Raw genomic sequence first — 19,565 nt, 5'->3', positions numbered from 1 at the left:
TGCTCACCTGCGACCCGAAGGGACACGCGCCCGGAATCCAGCGCGCGACTGGTTTTAAATTTTCACGCACACTCAACACACTATGTCGAAAAAGATCCTGATGATCGGGGCGGCCCTGGTGGCCGTCCTCCTGCTGATCGCCGCCGCCGGCATCATTTACGTGAAGACCGCCCTCCCCAAAGTCGGCCCCGCCCCGGACCTCACCGTCGAGCGCACCCCGGAGCGCATTGCCCGGGGCAAGTATTTGGCCAACCACGTCATGTCGTGCACCGACTGCCACTCGGAGCGCGACTGGTCGCAGTTCTCCGGGCCCGTCGTTGAACATTCCCTGGGCCAGGGCGGCGAGGTCTTCGGTCAGGAAATGGGCTTTCCCGGCCGCTTCGTGGCCAGCAACATCACGCCGGCGAACCTGGGCGACTGGACGGACGGGGAAATCTTCCGCGCCATGACCTCCGGGGTGGGGAAGGACGGCCGTGCCCTCTTTCCCATCATGCCCTATCCGGCCTTCGGCCGGGCGGACAAGGAAGACATCCTCTCGGTAATTGCCTACATACGGACCCTGCCGGCCATCGAGCACGCCACGGAACCTTCGCGTGCGGATTTCCCCATGAACCTGATCATCAATACCCTGCCGGCCGAGCCGCAGTTCACCACCCGGCCCGATCCGGCCGACCGCGTGGCGTATGGAGAGTACCTGGTGACGATCGCCGCCTGCACCGAATGCCACACCAAGCAGGAACAGGGCAAGATCGTGGGCGAAGCCTACGCCGGGGGCATGGAGTTTCCCCTGCCCAATAACCGCCTGGTGACCTCCGCCAACATCACCCCCCACGCCAGCGGGATCGGCAACTGGACGGAGGATCAGTTCGTGGCCCGCTTCAAGCAGTACCAGGATTCCAGCTACGTGTCTCCCGAAATGGGCCCCAACGACCCCCAGACCATCATGCCGTGGGTGATGTTCTCCGGCATGGAAGAGCGCGACCTGCGCGCCATCTACGCCTACCTGCAGACGCTGACGCCGGTGGATTCCCGAATCGAACCCTTCCGGGTTGCGGGCATGGAGCAGAAAGACAACTCCCGGTTCACCACCGAGTAAGACCGCGTCGGGTTACATTGTAGCAGACAATCCGCCGACCCGATGCGCAGACTTTTTCTCTCCCTATTATCGCTTTGCTTCCTGCTGGCGACCCAGCGAAGTGTGGCCCAGGACGTCGCCCCCCGCTTCCTGAACCAACCCTGGCCGGCCGAGTGGATCACGGCTTCCGACGGAGACCCGGAGGCCTACGGTGTATACCTCTTCCGCAAGGATATCGAGCTGCCCGGCGGGGTGGACACCTTCCCCGTTCACATTTCGGCCGATAACCAGTACGAGCTGTACGTCAACGGCGAGTTTGCCGCCCGGGGCCCCGCGAAGGGCGACCTCGACCACTGGAACTACGACCGCCTCGACCTGGCCCCCTTCCTCACCGCCGGACGCAATACCGTGACGGCGCGGGTCTGGAACGCGGGAGCCTACCGCCAGGAGGCGCAGATCACCTTCATGACCGGCCTGATCGTCCAGGGGGCGACGCCCGAGACCGCCGCCATCAACACGGATACGAGCTGGCGGTATCGGCAGGACCCCGGCTACCAACCGGTACCGGTAAGCGTGTACGGCCCCCGGCCCGACATGATCGGGATGTACGGATACTACGTAGCCGGGCCGGGCGACCGCGTCGATATGGCAGGCCGGGTGAAAGACTGGCCAACGGCACCGGCCACCGGGCCGGAATGGCGGGCTGCCCGGGCCATCTCCCGGGGCGTACCCCGAAACTCCGTGGGCATGGATGCGCGACAGCCCTGGCGGCTCGTGCCGTCGCTGGTACCGCCCATGGGCCGGACGCCGGAACGCTTTGCTGCCGTAAGACGGGCCGAGGGCGTCATACCGCCCGACGGCTTTCCGCGTGGGTCGGCGCGCCTGCTCGTCGCCGCCCGCACCACCGCTACGATCCTGCTGGACCAGTCCTACCTCACCAACGCCTTTCCCACCTTCACCTTCAGCGGCGGGGCCGGGGGGCGGGTGGTCCTCACCTACGCCGAGGCCCTCTACGAAGCGGACCTGCGTACCAAGAATAATCGAGACGAAGTGGCGGGGAAGGTCATCCTGGGGCGGCAGGACAGCATCTTCACCGACGGATCCCCGCAACAAAGCTTCACCCCGCTTTCCTACCGCACCTACCGTTACGTGCAACTGGAGATCACTACAGCGGAGGATCCCCTGACGGTGGAGGACGTAGCCGCCGTGGCGGTTGGCTTTCCCTTCGAGCTACGCTCGCGACTCGAAAGCTCCCGGCCCGAGATGGACACCATGGTGGCCGTGGGCTGGCGCACCGCCCGGTTGTGCGCGATGGATACGTATATGGACTGCCCATACTGGGAGCAGCTGCAGTACATCGGCGATACCCGCATCCAGGCCATGGTCACCCTGTACAATACGGGCGACGACCGCCTGGTCAAAAATGCCCTGAACCTCATCAACTACTCCCGCCAGCCGGAGGGCATCACGCTGAGTCGGTACCCGACGAACATCAAACAGATCATCGCCCCCTTCTCGCTCTGGTACATCGGGATGCTGCGCGATTATATGATGTACGGCAGCGACCGGGCATTCGTGCAGGATAAGCTCTTCGGGGCACGGCAGGTCCTGGACTACTTCGCCGACTTCCAGGCCGCCGACGGTTCCCTGGTAGACTTACCCAACTGGTCCTTCACCGACTGGGTGAACGAGTGGCCCCGCGGTATTCCGCCTATGGACAGCACCGGCCGGTCGGCCATCCTCGATCTGCAGTTGCTGCTGGCCTACCAGAACGCCGAAGCCCTGGAGCGGGAACTGGGCATGGCGGCCTTCGCGGAGCAGTACCGCGCCCGCGCCGATCAGCTGGCTGCTACCATCCAGCGGAAATATTGGAGCCCGGGGCGCCAACTCTACGCCGACACGCCCGATCACGATTCCTTTTCCCAGCACGCGAACGCCCTCGCCATCCTGGCGGGCATCGTGCCCGAAGCGGAACTGACCGCCCTGGCCAACCGCCTGCGGGTGGGGGAGGGTCTTGCCCCCGCCTCGATCTACTTCCGCTACTACCTGCACCGGGCCCTGGTGCGGGCCGGGCTCGGCGACGACTACCTCAACTGGCTGGACGTATGGCGCACCAACCTCGACCTGGGCCTCACGACCTGGGCCGAAGATTCCGACGTGGCCGGCGCGCGGTCGGACTGCCACGCCTGGGGCTCCAGTCCGAACGTTGAGTTCTTCCGCACCCTGCTGGGCATCGACAGTGCCTCCCCCCACTTCAAAACGGTACGCATCGCGCCCCACCTCGGCGAGATCCGGTCGATCGGCGGCGAGATGCCACACCCGGCGGGTACGATTGCCGTCCGTTACGAGCTGGACGGCAGTCCGCGGGCCACCGTTACCTTGCCGGACGGCGTTACCGGCACTTTCGTATGGAAGGGCAACACCACCCCGCTCGGCAGCGGAGAGAACGTGGTGGACCTGTGAGCCCCGCATTTTTACCGGTTTATGCGGCACCCGCGCGCCGACGCAACTCTCATGTGTAAAACATTGGTAACCAGCGCGGAAGGTGAGTGTGTAAATTGAATACTCCGGGGCGGGGCAGGTCACGGAGGGTCGGGAAAAAATATTTTCATTTTTGCCCCCGAAAAGTGTGACCAAGGGCGGGTGACCCTGTCTACAGCATGAACTACCCCACAAGCGTTCCCCAGTTAGGGCGGGCGATGGGCGGTAGTAATTACATTTAACTTTCAGACTACCATGAAACACATTTTGACCGCCGGCCTCCTTGGTCTGGCCATGTTTAACTGCAGCGATTCCACCACCAACCCCGAAACCGTCGACGGTACCGAGCAGGCCCCCACCCCCGGAATGGAGGTAGCCGCCGAACCCGTGGAAATGGACGACGCCACCACCATGGCGGAAGAGGAAACCGCCTTCACCACCCACTTCGAGATGGCACTTGATGCATTCGACCAGTCGCAATTCGCCGTTGCCGCTGACCACATGCAGGAAGGTATCTCTTCGCTGGAAACCGAAGCCGTTAACCTGCAGGGTGATGCTCAGCAGCAGCTGAAGACCATCATCCAGCAGCTTGAGGACCTTACCGACGGCGTACGTGCTGGTGAGGTAACCGACCGCACCGAGATCGAAACCCTTTCCAGCCAGGCCCAGCAGGTGCTGGCCGCTGAAAAGCAGTAAGCCGACCAGGCTCAGACCTCCCAATTACCGACGCAGGCCCGTATCCGTACGGGCCTGCGTTTTTTTGTGCCCCTATCCCTAGCCGCCGCCGCTGCGGGAAAATTGGCACCTTGTGGGGTAAATCACGCCCTCCGATTCCTTCCATGCCCGATTCCGCACGCCCCTTGCCGCCCGCCGAAGACTACCTCCGCCAGCTCTCTATCGACTGCGTGATCTTTGGTTACCGCGACGGGAAGCTCTTCGCGTTGGTGCCCAAACTGGTGTTCGAGGGCGACTTCTGGGCCCTCCCTGGCGGCTTCATCCGCCAGGAGGAAGATATCGACGCGGCCGCCCGTCGCATCTTGGAGACCCGCACGGGCATTACGAACATTTACCTGGAGCAATTCCGCGTCTTCGGCGCGGCCGAGCGCACCAACCGCTACCTGATCGAGCACCTGGCCGCCCTGCCCGCGGACGGTCCGAAGGGCGCCGAGTGGATAAGGGCCAACGCAGACTGGCTCGCGGGCCGCTTTGTGTCCATCGGCTACTACGCCCTGGTGGACATGCGCAAGGTGATGCCCGCCCGCACCGAGATCGACGCCTCGGTCGATTGGTACCCGGTCAACGAGCTGCCGCCCATGATCATGGACCACAACGACATCGTGGCCCACGCCCGCCGCACCCTGCAGCGCTACCTCGATGAAAAGCTGATCGGCTACAACCTGCTGCCGGAGAAATTTACCATGAAGGACCTGCGCTACCTATACGAAGCCGTATACGACCGCCCCTTCGCGCGCAACAACTTCCAGAAGAAAATCCTGGACCTGAACGTGCTGGAACGCCTGGAAAAGAAATACTCCGGCGGATCACACCGGGCCCCCTACCTGTACCGCTTCATACGGCGGTAACGGCCCCTTGAGAGTGCGGCGAGGCGGGGCAACCTTTGCTTACCGGGGACCGGTCGGTCCGTGAGGGCTGAGGCACAAGGGCGGGCGGCGGAGCGCAGGTACCGGACCGACCGGCTAGCCGCCGGGTATTGTGGTTTCGGGGCTAAGCTATCGCGGCCCGCGGAATGGGTGAAAACCGCAGGGCAAAAGCCGTTATCTTCCGGGTACAATGGTCCGTTATGCGTCTTGCCCCCCTTCACCTGCTGTATTTCCTGCTGATGGTCGTGGCCTGCCGCACGAACGTGGTCGTGCCTGCGGCGGGCGGCGCGGACTGGCGGGTGCTCGTCGTGGAGCAGGGCAGCGGTCAGGTCAAACTGCTGGACACGGCGGGGCGGGTGCTCGACAGCGTGCGGGTGGGCTATAATCCCCACGAGATTGCCCTGGACCCGGCACAGCGGCGGGCCTACGTATCCAACTTCGGGGTGGAGGACTACGACTACACCATCGGGACGCCCGGCACTACCGTATCGGTGATCGACGTGGAAGGGTTTTCGGCAGCCGGTCTGTGGCCCACCTACCGGCCGGGGGCGGTGGATACCAGCCGCGGCCCGCACGGCATCCGGCTGCGACCCGGGCACCCGAACGAACTGTACGTCAACGTGGAATACGGCGACTCGATGCTCGTGTACGATACACTGGGCGGGCGCATCGTGCGGTCATTTCCCCTGCCGACGGGCAACCACAATTTCACCTTCTCGCCCGACGGACAGACGGTGTACCTGCAAGCCGGGGCAGGCGGACTGTACCGGCTGTCGGCCACCACCGGCGATTCAACCGGCCACTTTGCGACGCCCACCCCGGTGCGGGGCGTAGCTCCGCTGGACCGCGACCGCAAGTTGCTGGTGAGCTGCCGCGACGAGCTGTTCGTCATCGACACCGCCGCGCTGTCCGTCGAGCGGCACTTCAGCGACCTGGGGGTAGGGCAGATCCTGTATTCCACCCTCAGCCCCGACGAATCCCTGATCTTCGCGCCGGCCCCCTTCGACAACGTGGTTTTGGTGATTGACGCCGCTACCGGGGAGGTCCTACACCGGCTTGCATGCGGACGGGCACCGATCAACGTACAGATGACCCCCGACGGCCGGTACGCCCTCGTGAGCAATGCGATGGACGACCACCTCAGCCGCATCGACCTGTCCGACTTCAGCGTGGCGCCCTTCGGGCGGGTCAACCGACCCAACGGTCTGGTATTCCTGGCCAGGTAAGGGTGTGGCAACCAGCCGGGCCCTGCATCCCGAACCGGGTGTGGCACCCGCGTCCGCGCCCAAAGAATTGTACTAGATCGGGGTGAGGGTGGAGTTGACACGTTCCGGATCAGCGCCTTAACTTAGGAGACGGCAATTTTTTATCGAGCGGGTGCGCCGATCCGGTCTGCGCTACCCGGCAAAACGCACACTATGGCACAGGGACGCATCGGGAAGGACTATGATGTCCATACCGTAATTTTTGAATTCCAGGTGGAGCCACGGCAGCAGAAGGAACTGAGTGAAAAGATCCAGGGCCTGGTGCACGACATTGTCTGTCGGCAGCCGGGCTTCATCTCCTCCCACCTGCACCTGAGTACCGACGGGGAGAAGGTGCTCAACTACTTCCAGTGGGAAAGCAAGGCCGCCTTCGATTCCTTCCGGCAGGACGAGGACAAGCAACAGCACATCCGGCCCGTGATCGGACCCTACGGTCCCCAGCCGCGGGTCTACGAAATCGTCTATTCCACCACGGCGCGCCGCGGCTGAGGGGGCAATGCCGACTGGAAAACGTAAGTTAGGGAGGAAGTAACCGGCCACCGCCTACACTTCACTTGATCGATCGGTTCCGCGACGGTGGACGTAGTCTTCCGAGCAATCCGAAGCCGACAACGGCAACTAACCACAAACTCCCCAACTGACCTGAAATGGCCGTCACCCTCACCGTAGAACTTCCCCACCCGCGCTCCGAAGTATGGGCTGCCCTCACCCAACCCGGGCAAATGCGGGAATGGTACTTCGAAAACATCCCCGACTTCCGGCCGGAGGTAGGATTTACCACCCGGTTCCCCATGCAGTCGGCGGAACGCACCTTCACCGCCCACTGGGAGGTGACCTGCGTGGTGCCCGGGGAAGAGATCACCTATGTCTGGACCTACGCGGAGTACCCCGGTGCCGGTCCCGTCACCTTCCGCCTGGCCGATGCCGACGGCGGCACCCGGGTAACCGTGTTCAACGAGGGGCTGGAGACCTTCCCCGACGACGTCCCGGAATTTACCGAGGAAAGTTGCCGGGGAGGGTGGGAATACTTCTTGCAGCAGCGGCTACCGGCTTATCTCGGTGGATAACATTCGCGGGGCCCTCCGCGCGTTGCGCTGCTGACCCCGCTGGCTGGGTTGAGTGCCCTTCGGGCCCGTCTGAGTACGTTGCGCTGCCTACCCCGCTGGATAATGTTCGCGGGGCCCTCCGCGCGTTGCGCTGCTGACCCCGCTAGCTGGGTTGCGTGCCCTTCGGGCCCGTCTGAGTACGTTGCGCTGCTGACCCCGCTGGATAACGTTCGCGGGGCCCTTCGCGCGTTGCGCTGCTGACCCCGCTGGCTGGGTTGCGTGCCCTTCGGGCCCGTCTGAGTACGTTGCGCTGCTGACCCCGCTGAATAATGTTCGCGGGGCCCTTCGCGCGTTGCGCTGCTGACCCCGCTGGCTAGGTTGCGTGCCCTTCGGGCCCGTTTTGGGTAAGGATGTGGAAATGATTAGCGGGCCCGGTGGCTGAGGAATCTATAGCCTGTAATCCGTTTGCAAACATCCAAAAATAAATCGCCATCCATTCTGCGGCCACCCTACTTTCGCTAACGATTTCCCGGTGAAGACTCGGTGAATTTCCCGCGGCTTCGCCCCCGATAATCCCGTTGGCCTATGCTACTTTCCATTGCCTTCATCCTTCTGGGCTTTGTCCTGCTGATCTTCGGTGCCAACTGGCTCGTGGACGGATCCTCCGCCCTGGCGCGCAAACGCGGGGTTTCCGACCTCGTGATCGGCCTCACGATCGTTTCTTTCGGCACCTCCGCTCCGGAACTTGTCGTGAACCTCATAGCCTCTCTGGACGGCCATTCCGACATCGTTTACGGCAACGTGGTGGGCAGCAACAACTTCAATCTCTTCTTCATTCTGGGTATTGCGGGGCTGATCTATCCGATCACGGTGCAGCGCAGCACGGTGTGGCAGGAAATCCCGATGTCGCTGGCTGCCGCCGCCGTACTGCTGTCGTTGTCGAATAACTTCTTCCTGGGCGGCGCGCTGAGCCTTTCCCGGCTGGACGGCTTCGTACTTCTGCTGCTTTTTGCAGCTTTCCTGTGGTACGTCTTTCGGCAGATGCGGGCCGAGGCTCCGCCCGTGGAGACCGTCGCCGGGGATCAACCCACGACGCTCAAGATCACCTTTCTGATCTTGTTCGGTCTGGCCGGACTGGTCTTCGGCGGCAAACTGGTGGTCGACCATGCGATCTCCATCGCCACCAACCTTGGCGTTAGTGAAAAGATCATCGGCCTGACGATCATCGCGGCGGGCACCTCGCTGCCCGAGCTGGTGACCTCCGCCGTGGCGGCCCTCAAGAAGAACAGCGACATTGCCATCGGCAACGTAGTGGGTTCCAACATCTTCAACGTACTCTTCATCATTGCGGTCAGCGCCACCGTCAACCCCATCGGCTACAACGCGAGCTTTAACCGGGAGATCTACCTGCTCATCGGGGGCACGCTCGTTCTGTTCGTCGCCATGTTTTCCGGGGGGCATCGCCGGCTCGACCGCTGGGAGGCGGGGTTGCTTTTGCTGGTCTACATCGCGTATACGGGCTGGCAGATTGCCCAGGAGGTGTAGGTAGGACTGTGGGCGCGTGCGCGGGTGCCGGAGCGGGTAATGGGTCTCCGGATTTGTGGCTCGGAGTAGTCGGGTTGGACCGCTGCCCCAGCTTATGACTGTACTCATTGCTTCGGCAATTCTCCCTGGGGTGCGCATCAGATTTATGTTAATCGTGGATAGTTGTAGCTGCCCGCTCGTCGGTCATTTATCGGTCGGGCCATAGGCCCGACTACCCGGCAATTCTCTCTGGGGTGCGCATCAGCTTCACGTCTGTATAGTGGATAATTGTAGCTGTCCGCTCGTCGGTCATTTATCGGTCGGGCCACAGGCCCGACTACCCGGGAGACGCAGGCCCGACTACCCGGGGATCGAATAGCGCTTATCTCGAAATACCAACTACCAGACCCACCACATTCCCCACAAAATGATTGGGTCACCACCACCGAATGTGGTATCCTTGTACAAAATTTACCCGCTATGTTCCGTTCCATCTCCTTTTTACTGGGGTTTGTCCTCCTGTTTGGCCTGATTTCGTGCGGCGGCACCCGGGAGGGGGCCGACTCCAGCAGTGCCACGGCGGTACCTGAATCCGCAAATGCATTCGGCGGACTCGCGCTCTACACCCTGCGGGATACCATGTCCCAGGACCCGAAAGCCGTATTGCAGGAAGTAGCTGATCTGGGCTACGCCTACATCGAGGCGGCCGGCTACAGCGATGGCAAGTTCTACGGCATGACACCAACGGAATTCAAGAATTACCTCGCCGAAGTGGGCCTGAAACCCATGAGCAGCCACCACGGCGACGTCACCCGAGAGAACGCCGACGAGATGATTGCCGCCGCCAAGGAGGCCGGGTTCCAGTACTTCGTCATTCCGGTTCCGCCGGAAGGTCGCTTCAAATTTGACCCCGCGACGCGTACCCTCGGGATGAGCGGCACGGTGGCCGAAGCTTCCGACATCATCAACGAGATCGCCGCCAAAGCCGCGGCCCAGGGGATGCAGACCCTCTACCACAACCACGACTTCGAGTTCGTGGCCAATAACGAAGGCATCATCCCCATCGACTACTTCATCGAGCACAGCAACCCCGAGCACCTGAACTTCCAGATGGACCTTTACTGGGTCACCAAGGCCGGCGCCGACCCCGTCGACTACTTCAACAAGTACCCCGGCCGCTTCAAGGCCTGGCACGTGAAGGACATCGACGATCAGGGCCGCTTTGCTCCCGTAGGCACCGGATCGATCGACTTCGATCGCATTCTGGCGGCGAAGGACCAGTCCGGCATGGAGTTCTACCTGGTGGAGCAGGACATGACCTTCGACGAGACCCCCCTGGAGGCTATTGAGATCAGCCACGCCGCGCTGGAGGAGATCGGCTTCGAGTAGAGACGCCTGTTTTTGCTTCGGACGGGTGCCGGCTGTGTTACAGCCGGCACCCGTTTTTTGGTTTTTGAAGATGTTTTTAGGTAGGTTACCACAGAGTACTCAGAGTGCATCACAGAGGTATCACAGAGTGTTTTCCGTGGGGTTCTCCTGTCTATTGCTGACTTTCACTCGGCGAGTGAAAGTTCCGGGTGGCCCGGGGCTGCCCCCGCGACGCATTGGCAAAGTCTGTGTGCCTCGGTGAAACCCCTCTGCGTACCTCTGCGGTAAAAAAACCCGCACGCGAAGCGTGTAAAGCATGAAACTCTGAGCTTCGCTTCCTTCGGAAGCTTTCGTTTTTTTCACCGCAGATCACGCGGATTTGGGCGCGGATTTGGGCGCGGATTTGGGCGCGGATTTTTTGGTTATGTGCTGCTCACCCCGGACCGCCCACGCGCCGTGTGGGCATTTGATGCTCTGGTGCTTTTTCTTTTTTCTTGATAAAAAAGAAACAAAAAATCAAGCCTCTACATCCGGCTTGATCGGCTGCCAAACCACGTCAGGGCTAAAATCCACAAACTCGCACGTTCCCAGGTAAGGCCTCATTGCCGGGGATCCGAATAGTGTTTCGTTACACCACACGACTCCGTCCCGGCTCATACAGTGTGTATTTTTATACGCCCTGCCGCGGCCCGGCATCCGGCCGGCTGTAAGGGCGACCTTCCTGCTATTTGGTATTCACCGTGGAGAATCTGTGCATCTCTGTGAAACCCCTCTGCGTACCTCTGCGGTAAAAACCCCGCACGCGAAGCGTGTAAAGCATGGAACTCTGAGCTTCGCTTCCTTCGGAAGCTTTCGTTTTTTTCACCGCAGATCACGCGGATTCGGGCGCGGATTTTTGGGAGATGTGCTCCGCACGTCGGATCGCCCACGCGCCGCGTGGGCAGTATTTAGGTAAATCCGTAAGACAAAATTGGTGGTCATCCGTGGTAAATCGAAGGCCATACGAAGCGTGCCGACGCCAGCCGCTACCTACCCATTGTATCACCCAATTCAATACGTTCTACAATGGTTTCGCAGAGCGCGTGGGTAGCCCGAATGTCTGCCGCGCGCGGGGCATCGTGGTTGCCGCGGCGGACGACCTCCAGCCAGTCGTCGATCATGGCCACGAAGCCGCGCTTTTCCAGGGTGGGCGTCCAGTGGTTAAAGGAGAGGTCGGTGCGCTCTGCGGCGCGGTAGTGGACGCCGGAGTGGAGGTCGTGGAGGGTGCACTGTTGCCCCGGGGTGTGGTAGTCGATCGTTTCAGACGTGCGGCCGCTCACCCGATTCATACCGCCGGTGAGGAGGGTTTCGCCGGTGCGCCAGCGGACTTGCAGGTTGGTGAGGCGTCCGTCGCGTAGCCGGGCGTGTACGTTGAGGTCTTCCACCGGTCCGGGGGCGAGGAAGCGGAGCCCGTCGACTACGTGGATGAAGTCGTCGAAGACGAAAGTCCGCACCTCACCCGGCAGGTCCACCCGGTTCTTGTGCCAGGTTACCTGTAACGGGTTGGTTTGCCGCCGCAGGGCGCTGACCAGCGGGGCATACCGCCGGTTGAAGCCCACCATGAGGGGGACGCCGCGTTGGGCCGCCAATTGGAGTAAGCGATCCGATTCAATGAGGGAGTAGGAAAGGGGCTTGTCCACGAACACCGGTATCCCCCCGTCCAGCAGCGCCCCGACGATGTCGGCGTGACTCTCCGTAGCACTGTGCACCATAGCGGCGTCGGGCCGCCGCGCGATGACTTCCCGGACACTGGGGAAGGTGTTCGCGATCCGGTACTGCCGCGACAACTGCTCCAGCACCGCCGTGTCCCGGGTACAGAGCCAAGGTTCTACGTCGGCGCGGGTGGCCAGGAGGGGTAGGTAGGCTTTTTGGGCTATGTCGCCTAGGCCTATTTGGGCTATGGAAATCAAGGGGTGAAGGAGTGAATGGGTGAAGGAGTGAATGGGGTGTGACATTTGCCCCTCGCTTTGCTCGGGTGAGTCAAGGGGTGAAGGAGTGAATGGGTGAAGGAGTGAATGGGGTGTGGCATTTGTCCCTCGCTTCGCTCGGGTGGGGGCGTTACTGGGTGGCATCCTATCCCTTGCTTCGCTCGGGTAGGGGCGTTTCGGGGTACGACTTTTGTCCCTTGCTTCGCTCGGGTAGGGGAAGGTAGGGGTTGGGGGGCAATAGCGCCTGGTTTCTGTGTCCGGTCTTATTCGGGCGGCGGGGCGCGGGTGCCGGGGAAGGGACGAAGGCCCATGGGTTTGGGTACATACTTTATATTCAGGCATGGGTTCGTCCCACGATCAGGGTATATGGATGCCGGGTTGCGGAAGGCTGCGACGCATGGGAGGCGGAGCCGTATGTAAACGCATATATTCGATTATATACGGATAAAAACGGATGGTTTGCGGTGGACCGGTTTCCTTTGGAGCAAAACGATGGGAAATATGGTCTTAATTCAGAAGGTGGTGGGGCGAACGGGGACGCGCTACGTATTTCGGCCGAAGGGATACATTGAAAACTTCCCGGCGGCTTGCGGGCACATTGCGGGCGTGAGGTATCATATGGAACAACGGTATTGGTCGGCACCCGCGGTCGCGGCAACTCTTCGGGGATTAAGTGATGCAGTGGGACGGGATCGACTGGAATGGACGTATACGCTAGTGGAAGCGCCGGATAGGGCTAAGCGGCGGGGGGAAGGTGGTTCTGAAGGAGAAACCAGGACGCTGCCGGCGCGGTGGCAGGAACGGCTCCTGCGAACGGAGGAAGCCTTGCGCGTGCAGCGGTACTCGTGGAGGACGGTGAAGGGATATATGGCGCACCTGCGCGGTTTCTTCCGGGCATGCGCGAATCTGGAGCCAGGGGACGTGACCACTGAAACGGTGAAGCAGTATATCCTGCGGCGCTCGGGCGCGGGTGGGTATTCTTCCAGTAGTCAGCACCAGCTGTTGAATTCCCTGAAATTCTGGATGGAGCACATTGAGGGGCGGGAGAAGACCTTTATTGAACTGCGACCCCGGAAGGAGCACAAGCTGCCCCAGGTGCTGAGCACCCAGGAGGTGAGCCGGCTGTTCGCCGCCGTGGAGAATCCGAAGCATAGGTGCATATTAAAGGTGATTTACGGCGGCGGATTGCGGCTGGGGGAAGTGTGCCGATTGCGGCTGGCGGATATACACGTGGACCGCTTGCAGATCTACATCCGCAGCGGCAAGGGAAACAAGGACAGGTATACCACGCTGCCGCAATCGCTGATAGCCGAACTGAACCGGTACGTGGAAGCTTACCAACCGGACTACTGGCTGTTCGAGGGGCAGCACGGGGGACAGTATTCCCCCCGCAGCGTACAGGCCATCCTCAAGCGGGCGGTGAAGCGGAGCGGGGTAAATCCTCACGCCACGGTACACACCCTGCGCCACAGCTACGCCACCCACTTGTTGGAGCAGGGGACGAGTCTGCGCCACATCCAGGAATTGCTGGGTCACAACAGCAGTCGGACCACCGAAATCTATACCCACATCTCCAGTAAGGAGCGGCAGCGCATCATCAGTCCGCTCGACCGGCTAACCGACGGGGGCGGGGGGGAGGAAAACCCTTAAAGGCGGGATGGGGTATAGGCTAGAGACGGCCAGAACGTTGTAATGGAGGCGCTGCGGGGGGTGGCGCGGCGGGGTTGCCAGGTGCGCACACCCGTCAACCCGCGCACACCCGTCAATTCCGCCCCCCGCAACCCCGGGACATTACGTATTATTGGCGGGCGGGTGGCGCACACCCGTCAATAATTTCACCGCCATTGCGTGCGCAAGTGCAATGCGGGTGTATTAATGTTCTGCGTCATTAAGAATAAAAGAAACCAAAAGTGGAAGAGTTAATCGAAATAATAAATGAAATTATCAAATATGGTTTAAATCCTAATATTGAAATTGAGGATAAGGAAAAAGATTTAGAAATAAACCTTGTTAAATTATACTCTAAATACTTCCAAATAGATTATGTATTTGATGAAAATGAATACGAAGATTTCAACAAGAAGAAAATTTATCCAAATGTAATTGAAAGTGTAAAAAGCAATTTTAAAGATTTCGGTTGGTATCACTCAATTCTAAATTTAGAAGAAATACTCAAACAACCTGAAACAGGGACCGGAGATGCAATTGATGATTTATCAGATATAATTTATGACTTGTTGGAAATTAAGTGGAGAAGTGAAAATAATAGTGAAAATGATGCTTGGTGGTTTTTTGAACTAATGTTTTATAGTCACACTCAACAACATTTGATTAACCTTTTAAATTACTTGAAAAATAAAAATGGCTGAATTCAAAAATGAGGATTTAACATCAGAAGATGCATTTTGGGTAATGTTCTACTTCTTGCAAGAACATTATGAATTATCAGAAAACACATTTGATGTTAGTGATATACTAAGTGCTTCTGAACCTATGGATTGGAATGGAACAGGAATAAAACGACCTGCAGATAGTGGAATGATTGATTTTTGGAATGATGCAATTGAAAAGTACAGGAAACAAGGTAAACCTGATTGGAAGAAATTGAAAAAATAAAAACGAACGCAGAACAATGTGTATGATGTTCATGCCTCCCATTCGGTCGGCACGCCACATACACCAACCGTTATCGGTAACCAGAAGAAATGGATAACCTACAAATTATTGGAGTATTGTTAAGTTTAATCGCTTTTCAGAGCTGTTCAAAGACTTATATAATTAAACCCTATGATGGACCACCGGAACTTGAATTGACTGATTTTTGCGAATTATATCGAATAGAATCAGGAGAATACATCTCAACAATCGCATACTATACGGGAGTTGAAGAGTACTGGAGCTTAACATCTAAAACACCGTGCGAATTGGACTATCAAGTATATTTGAATACGGAAGAAAATTACCAAGAACGTCTAAATGTAAATTTAAGCAAAAAGTTCTCGCATTTGTATGAAAATTATTGGAAATATTCGCTTAAATTAGAAATAATTGGTATTATTGAAAACACAGAGGAAGAATTAGGATTTGGACATTTAGGTCTAAAAAAGATTCAAATTATCCCCTATCAAATTAGAATACTTGAAAAAAACAAAATTAAAGTAGAAAAGTAAAAGGTATACCGATAACAATGTACATAACGGTCATGCTCCTGACGTCGCACGCCGCATGTACTAAACGTTAGGCACAATCACTGAAACAGTTATCAAAACTCCGTATTGCGAAGTCAAGTAATTTTGTGCTCGATGTTCATACAGAGAAAATCGATCTCGGCAGTCTTACTAGTCTGTAATATCGGATCGTTGGCAGACAACAAAATTCAAAAAAGGACTAGCGCGATGGAAAAAAGATCGTTTTATTTGTAAAACCGCTGGCTAGTTTAACTGGATTCAAGTTGGACCTCTAATACGTGCTGGAATGATTGCGAATAACTACTTTGAGTGATGCAAATGTAGCGGGAAATCCAGACTTGGTAAGAATGATAATTATTCTGGCTGCCAAAACTAAAAACATAGTCTAATTCAAATTAAAGTAAAACCAAATGATCGATTTACGAGTTAATGTAGATCAGGTTGCATTATTACGTTGTCTGATTGGAAATTGCGTAAAGATAGTTTGGGACATTAATGCGTTTTATTTCAATACTCAGACCGCTACTTATAAGTTGGAATGTCGTACTGAATTACCTGAAGGGGCTAGGTCACAATATGACGAAATAGACTATTGCAAAGTTTTTGCGCTTGAGGAGGCTATAGAGTTTGAGAATGACTCATCAAAGTACTGGTATAAAATTATTGACACGAATACTACTGTCAAATCAATATATATAATTGATGTTTCACATAAATTTCCTGAAGACAAATTGATCGATTTAGATCTTGAATATAAAAAACAAAATGGGGTTAATAACTATACTATAGGTCTTATTATCATTACAGAGAACGGAAGGATACCTGCATTTATAACTCCAAGTAATTTTGGGTTTGGATGGCATCCAAAATTTGGATACTATTCTCCTAATGAGATTGAATCTCTTCTAAATGAAATCACACCATATTATACCAAACGTAAAATTTAGTTCCTTATTAATTTATATAAAAATCATTAATAATTTATTGCTGAAGTCTACAAACGAATGTGGATATTTATAGAAAAAAATACTGTGCCTAACACCGCGCCCAGCGTCAACCGGGGCTGGGGTAAGTTTAGTACTGGTGCGTGCTTGTGGCACCCGGGTTCGTCGCGTCGTCAATGGACCGAAAGCTCCCTGCGGTCGGTTTCGGTCCATGCCGCCGCGCCGCCCCCTCGTGGGTGGAGTCAAAATTGATACCTTCGAGCAATTGGAGCCCCGGCTGCGTGGGCGCATTCGTTGGGCGAAATGCCGACATTTAGGCCGGCACATAACAACACATGCTAGTCCATCTAGAGACCTAGAAGTACATTAAATATCCTGGTCAAGGTCAGTCTCCTTTACTTGGACAAAACCAATGGATTGTGAAATTAGAAAAGATTGTGGGCTTAGATAGCTTATCTGTAGTCCACAAAAAAGAATCAGATGTATATTGCGTTTGTACGTATGGCAATTACAATGAAATTACCAAAATATTTGTATTAAACAGTGATAATGGCATAACAGAAATAGAAGCACACGAATTACTGATTGATTTAGTTGGTCCGAGCTACACTGAAATGCAAAAGCTTTTTTCGGTTGGGCTTGAGCATTTTTCAATTCAGCGAAGTTCTGATGGTTTTTTATATTTGCATTTCTATCAGGAGTGGGATGTATTCAAGTTTGATAGCAACGGAAAATTAATAGATAAAATCCCTATCCATTTCAGTAATGGACACACATGTTACGATATAAAAATAGAAAACCCTGACCATTTGTGGTTAACATTTCCTACTGGCCATACGATTGCAAGAATAAATTTATCAACTTCTGTAGTCGAAGATACTTATGGTCAATTTGAATGGCAGGATACTGATTCGCAAAGCAATAAATTTTTAGCATATCCAGAATCTTTGTGGATAGATGATGAAGGGATGTTGTACATTCCAAATATGGGAAACAACAAACTATTTACTTTAGATGCTACACGCGAAGGCCTAAATTTAGATCACATATTTGATGAGCCACTGTGGAATTATTTCAAGTCAAATGGAAGAGAGTATGTGAAGCTACAATCTGGCACCTACCAAATTATCAGATGAATATTCGCCCAACACCACATCTGATGTCCATGCGCCCTATCGGGACGCACGGCGCAGATGTAATCGTTGGGCGAAATGACCGCCATCAGAGGCGGTCACTACATTTACCACAAACCCTTAAACAAATAATCACGCTCCCCGAGCGTAAGCAGTAAACTTCAAGCACCGTCGATATAGATAGAAGCGGATCGAAGAGAAGAGGGATAATTAAGTATGAGCAGATACAGAATCGCAATCACAGTATACGCAGTTCCAATTCTAGTCTTCATTCTTGGAGCTGGGTTCAGGTATGACTGGATGATTGACGTAGCATTGTGGTTGTTTTTGATAAATGCAGTGCTCAGTTTTATAATTGCTCTCAGATCACCAAAGAGAAAGTTGCTAGCAATAGGTTTAAGTCTATGTATGGCAGTTGGATTATTTGTACTTGTATCATTTATATTGACGTTCGCTACTCCTGACTACTATGGTGCACACAAAGAAATCCCGGAGGGGATTGATATCTACGAACCTATTGACTCCTTTCCTGCTTTCGCGAATGAGGAGGGCGTACAGCTGCAACTAGTTAACTCATTCCAGCCTGGCATATACTACTATACCACTAATTTCAAACCTTATCAGGAAGGAGAGTTACATCTCAAGGTGTTCGATATTCAAACTAACGAACGGCTATCTAGTCAATCAATCCTTGAGGACACCAAGATGGTAGTATCTCATAGTGACACAATCCTTTACGCCAAAGAATTTACGATCTATGAAGGATCCTGGGGTGATAAGTACGGGGCAAGGTTTGAACTTCTGTTTCGGTCAGATAAAGGTGGTAAGGATTCATTAATCATCGCGAAAAATTTTATTGTAGAAGGATGGATGAGATAGACTCCCTTTAAATTAATTACCATCTCTAGCGAGCTCCATATTGTAAGGTGCCTAGTGGGACGAAATGATGCGGTAGAGTGAATGGCAGTGGAGATGCAATAGTAGCAATCCAAAGTGGAAAAAGAAATTCGCCCAACACCGCGCCCAACGTCAACCGGGGCTGGGTAGCTGATGTGCTGGTTAGTGCTAACAGTGCCCGGGTTCGTCCCGTCGTCAATGGTCCGAAAGCTCACGGTGGTCGGTTTCGGTCCATGCCGCCGCGCCGCGCCCTCGTGGGTGGGGTTAGAGTTTTTACCTTTAACTTATCGGTGCCCCGGCTGCGTGGGCGCACCCGTTGGCGGAAATGCCAGAACCGACACAGAATCAACCGACAATCAGTCCAACGCTGGGGCTGACAAAAGCTACCGCGCGTCACTGAGCCCGCAGGACCGGAAAAAGCTGCCGCGAGCTACCCCGCCGCACGCCAGAGAAAAGCTACCGCGCACTGCTGAGCCCGCAGGAATAGAAAAAGCTACCGCAAACTACCTCACCCCCAGCCACAGAAAAGCTGCCGCGCACTCTGAGCCCGCAGGACCGGAAAAAGCTATTGTACGCTTCCCCCTCCCCGCAACCACTTTTTAGTAGAACTGACCCTAAATTAGTTCATCTTCCCAAAGTGGTTTCACCATGCGAAAAAGCAAGTTCACCCCCACCCAGCGGCTCGAGATCCTGGCCCAGGCCGACGCCGGCACTCCCGTAGCCGATCTGTGCCGACAGCACCAGATCAGCGCCGCGACCTTCTACAAGTGGAAGAAGGGTAAGCGTCCGAGCAACCGCGTCTTTCTCTGCTGATTGGTCGGCCTGACCTTTGCTGGAAACAGCAACCATGGACAAAGCCAGCCGCATGTACGCCCTGCTGGACCGGCAAGCGACTTCGGGAAAGACCATCAAAGACTTCTGTACCACGGAAGGTATCAGCTACGCCACCTTTCACTACTGGCGCCGCCGGCGGCGGCGGCGAGACAGTCCGCAACCGGAGCCAGCGGTAGTAGGTCGCGACGGATTTATCAATCTGCGGTGCTCACCGCCGCAGGAGGGGATTACCGGCGACGCCA

The 19,565-nt window shown here is 56.0% G+C and carries 18 protein-coding genes and 1 pseudogene; 18 read left to right on the top strand and 1 reads right to left on the bottom strand.

Annotation, left to right across the window (positions count from 1 at the left end; genetic code table 11):
• The first annotated feature begins 82 nt into the window (after positions 1-82).
• The 9 genes from E4021_RS15470 to E4021_RS15430 all read left to right on the top strand — a co-directional run bounded on the left by E4021_RS15470 (position 83) and on the right by E4021_RS15430 (position 10,381).
• A complete protein-coding gene (locus tag E4021_RS15470; RefSeq protein ID WP_136460287.1) occupies positions 83-1,096 on the top strand; it encodes a c-type cytochrome in 1,014 nt (337 codons plus the stop codon).
• A 42-nt stretch (positions 1,097-1,138) separates the two neighbouring features.
• Positions 1,139-3,538, top strand: coding sequence for a family 78 glycoside hydrolase catalytic domain (locus E4021_RS15465; protein WP_136460286.1), 2,400 nt, complete (start codon positions 1,139-1,141; stop codon positions 3,536-3,538).
• A gap of 273 nt (positions 3,539-3,811) precedes the next feature.
• Positions 3,812-4,252: a hypothetical protein gene (locus tag E4021_RS15460; protein WP_136460285.1), complete on the top strand. Its 441-nt coding sequence runs from the start codon at positions 3,812-3,814 to the stop codon at positions 4,250-4,252.
• A gap of 143 nt (positions 4,253-4,395) precedes the next feature.
• A complete protein-coding gene (locus E4021_RS15455) occupies positions 4,396-5,139 on the top strand; it encodes an NUDIX hydrolase (protein WP_136460284.1) in 744 nt (247 codons plus the stop codon).
• A 218-nt stretch (positions 5,140-5,357) separates the two neighbouring features.
• Positions 5,358-6,383 carry a YncE family protein gene (locus tag E4021_RS15450; protein ID WP_136460283.1) on the top strand — a complete coding sequence of 342 codons (1,026 nt, stop codon included), beginning with the start codon at positions 5,358-5,360 and terminating at the stop codon, positions 6,381-6,383.
• 192 nt (positions 6,384-6,575) lie between these two features.
• Positions 6,576-6,911: an antibiotic biosynthesis monooxygenase family protein gene (locus tag E4021_RS15445; RefSeq protein WP_136460282.1), complete on the top strand. Its 336-nt coding sequence runs from the start codon at positions 6,576-6,578 to the stop codon at positions 6,909-6,911.
• Between the two features lie 158 nt (positions 6,912-7,069).
• Positions 7,070-7,489, top strand: coding sequence for an SRPBCC family protein (locus E4021_RS15440; protein ID WP_136460281.1), 420 nt, complete (start codon positions 7,070-7,072; stop codon positions 7,487-7,489).
• Between the two features lie 564 nt (positions 7,490-8,053).
• Complete coding sequence (locus E4021_RS15435; protein WP_136460280.1) at positions 8,054-9,013, top strand: calcium/sodium antiporter; 960 nt, start codon at positions 8,054-8,056, stop codon at positions 9,011-9,013.
• A 459-nt stretch (positions 9,014-9,472) separates the two neighbouring features.
• Positions 9,473-10,381: a sugar phosphate isomerase/epimerase family protein gene (locus E4021_RS15430; protein ID WP_136460279.1), complete on the top strand. Its 909-nt coding sequence runs from the start codon at positions 9,473-9,475 to the stop codon at positions 10,379-10,381.
• 1,004 nt (positions 10,382-11,385) lie between these two features.
• Here E4021_RS15430 and E4021_RS15425 read toward each other — a convergent pair.
• The gene (locus E4021_RS15425; protein WP_168797640.1) at positions 11,386-12,354 is read right to left on the bottom strand and encodes a Gfo/Idh/MocA family protein; all 969 of its coding nucleotides are present in this window, start codon (positions 12,352-12,354) and stop codon (positions 11,386-11,388) included.
• Positions 12,355-12,819: 465 nt separating this feature from the next.
• On the opposite strand from E4021_RS15425, the gene E4021_RS18195 reads away from it, so the two are divergent.
• The 9 genes and pseudogenes from E4021_RS18195 to tnpA form a co-directional block, all read left to right on the top strand.
• Positions 12,820-13,977, top strand: coding sequence for a tyrosine-type recombinase/integrase (locus tag E4021_RS18195; RefSeq protein WP_320055147.1), 1,158 nt, complete (start codon positions 12,820-12,822; stop codon positions 13,975-13,977).
• Between the two features lie 260 nt (positions 13,978-14,237).
• Positions 14,238-14,696: a DUF5063 domain-containing protein gene (locus tag E4021_RS15415; protein WP_136460276.1), complete on the top strand. Its 459-nt coding sequence runs from the start codon at positions 14,238-14,240 to the stop codon at positions 14,694-14,696.
• On the top strand, positions 14,689-14,943 hold the full coding sequence (locus E4021_RS15410) for a hypothetical protein (protein WP_136460275.1): 255 nt from the start codon (positions 14,689-14,691) through the stop codon (positions 14,941-14,943). Before E4021_RS15415 ends, E4021_RS15410 begins: the two co-directional genes overlap by 8 nt.
• 89 nt (positions 14,944-15,032) lie before the next feature.
• The gene (locus E4021_RS15405) at positions 15,033-15,497 is read left to right on the top strand and encodes a hypothetical protein (RefSeq protein WP_136460274.1); all 465 of its coding nucleotides are present in this window, start codon (positions 15,033-15,035) and stop codon (positions 15,495-15,497) included.
• Between the two features lie 428 nt (positions 15,498-15,925).
• Positions 15,926-16,462 (top strand): hypothetical protein, encoded by a 537-nt coding sequence (locus E4021_RS15400; protein ID WP_136460273.1) that lies wholly within the window; start codon positions 15,926-15,928, stop codon positions 16,460-16,462.
• 416 nt (positions 16,463-16,878) lie between these two features.
• Positions 16,879-17,595 carry an NHL repeat-containing protein gene (locus tag E4021_RS15395; RefSeq protein ID WP_136460272.1) on the top strand — a complete coding sequence of 239 codons (717 nt, stop codon included), beginning with the start codon at positions 16,879-16,881 and terminating at the stop codon, positions 17,593-17,595.
• Between the two features lie 213 nt (positions 17,596-17,808).
• Entirely contained in the window at positions 17,809-18,471 is a 663-nt protein-coding gene (locus tag E4021_RS15390; RefSeq protein WP_136460271.1) for a hypothetical protein, read from the top strand.
• A gap of 666 nt (positions 18,472-19,137) precedes the next feature.
• Positions 19,138-19,263, top strand: a pseudogene (locus E4021_RS15385) (transposase); the annotation flags it as partial.
• A gap of 73 nt (positions 19,264-19,336) precedes the next feature.
• The coding region (gene tnpA, locus E4021_RS15380; RefSeq protein ID WP_262712780.1) for an IS66 family insertion sequence element accessory protein TnpA at positions 19,337-19,565 on the top strand (229 nt) is incomplete at its 3' end.

It is taken from the genome of Neolewinella litorea (assembly GCF_004803465.1).
Lineage (GTDB): Bacteria > Bacteroidota > Bacteroidia > Chitinophagales > Saprospiraceae > Neolewinella > Neolewinella litorea.
Note: the sequence above shows the minus strand (reverse complement) of the source record. Positions and strands in the feature narration are given on the sequence as shown.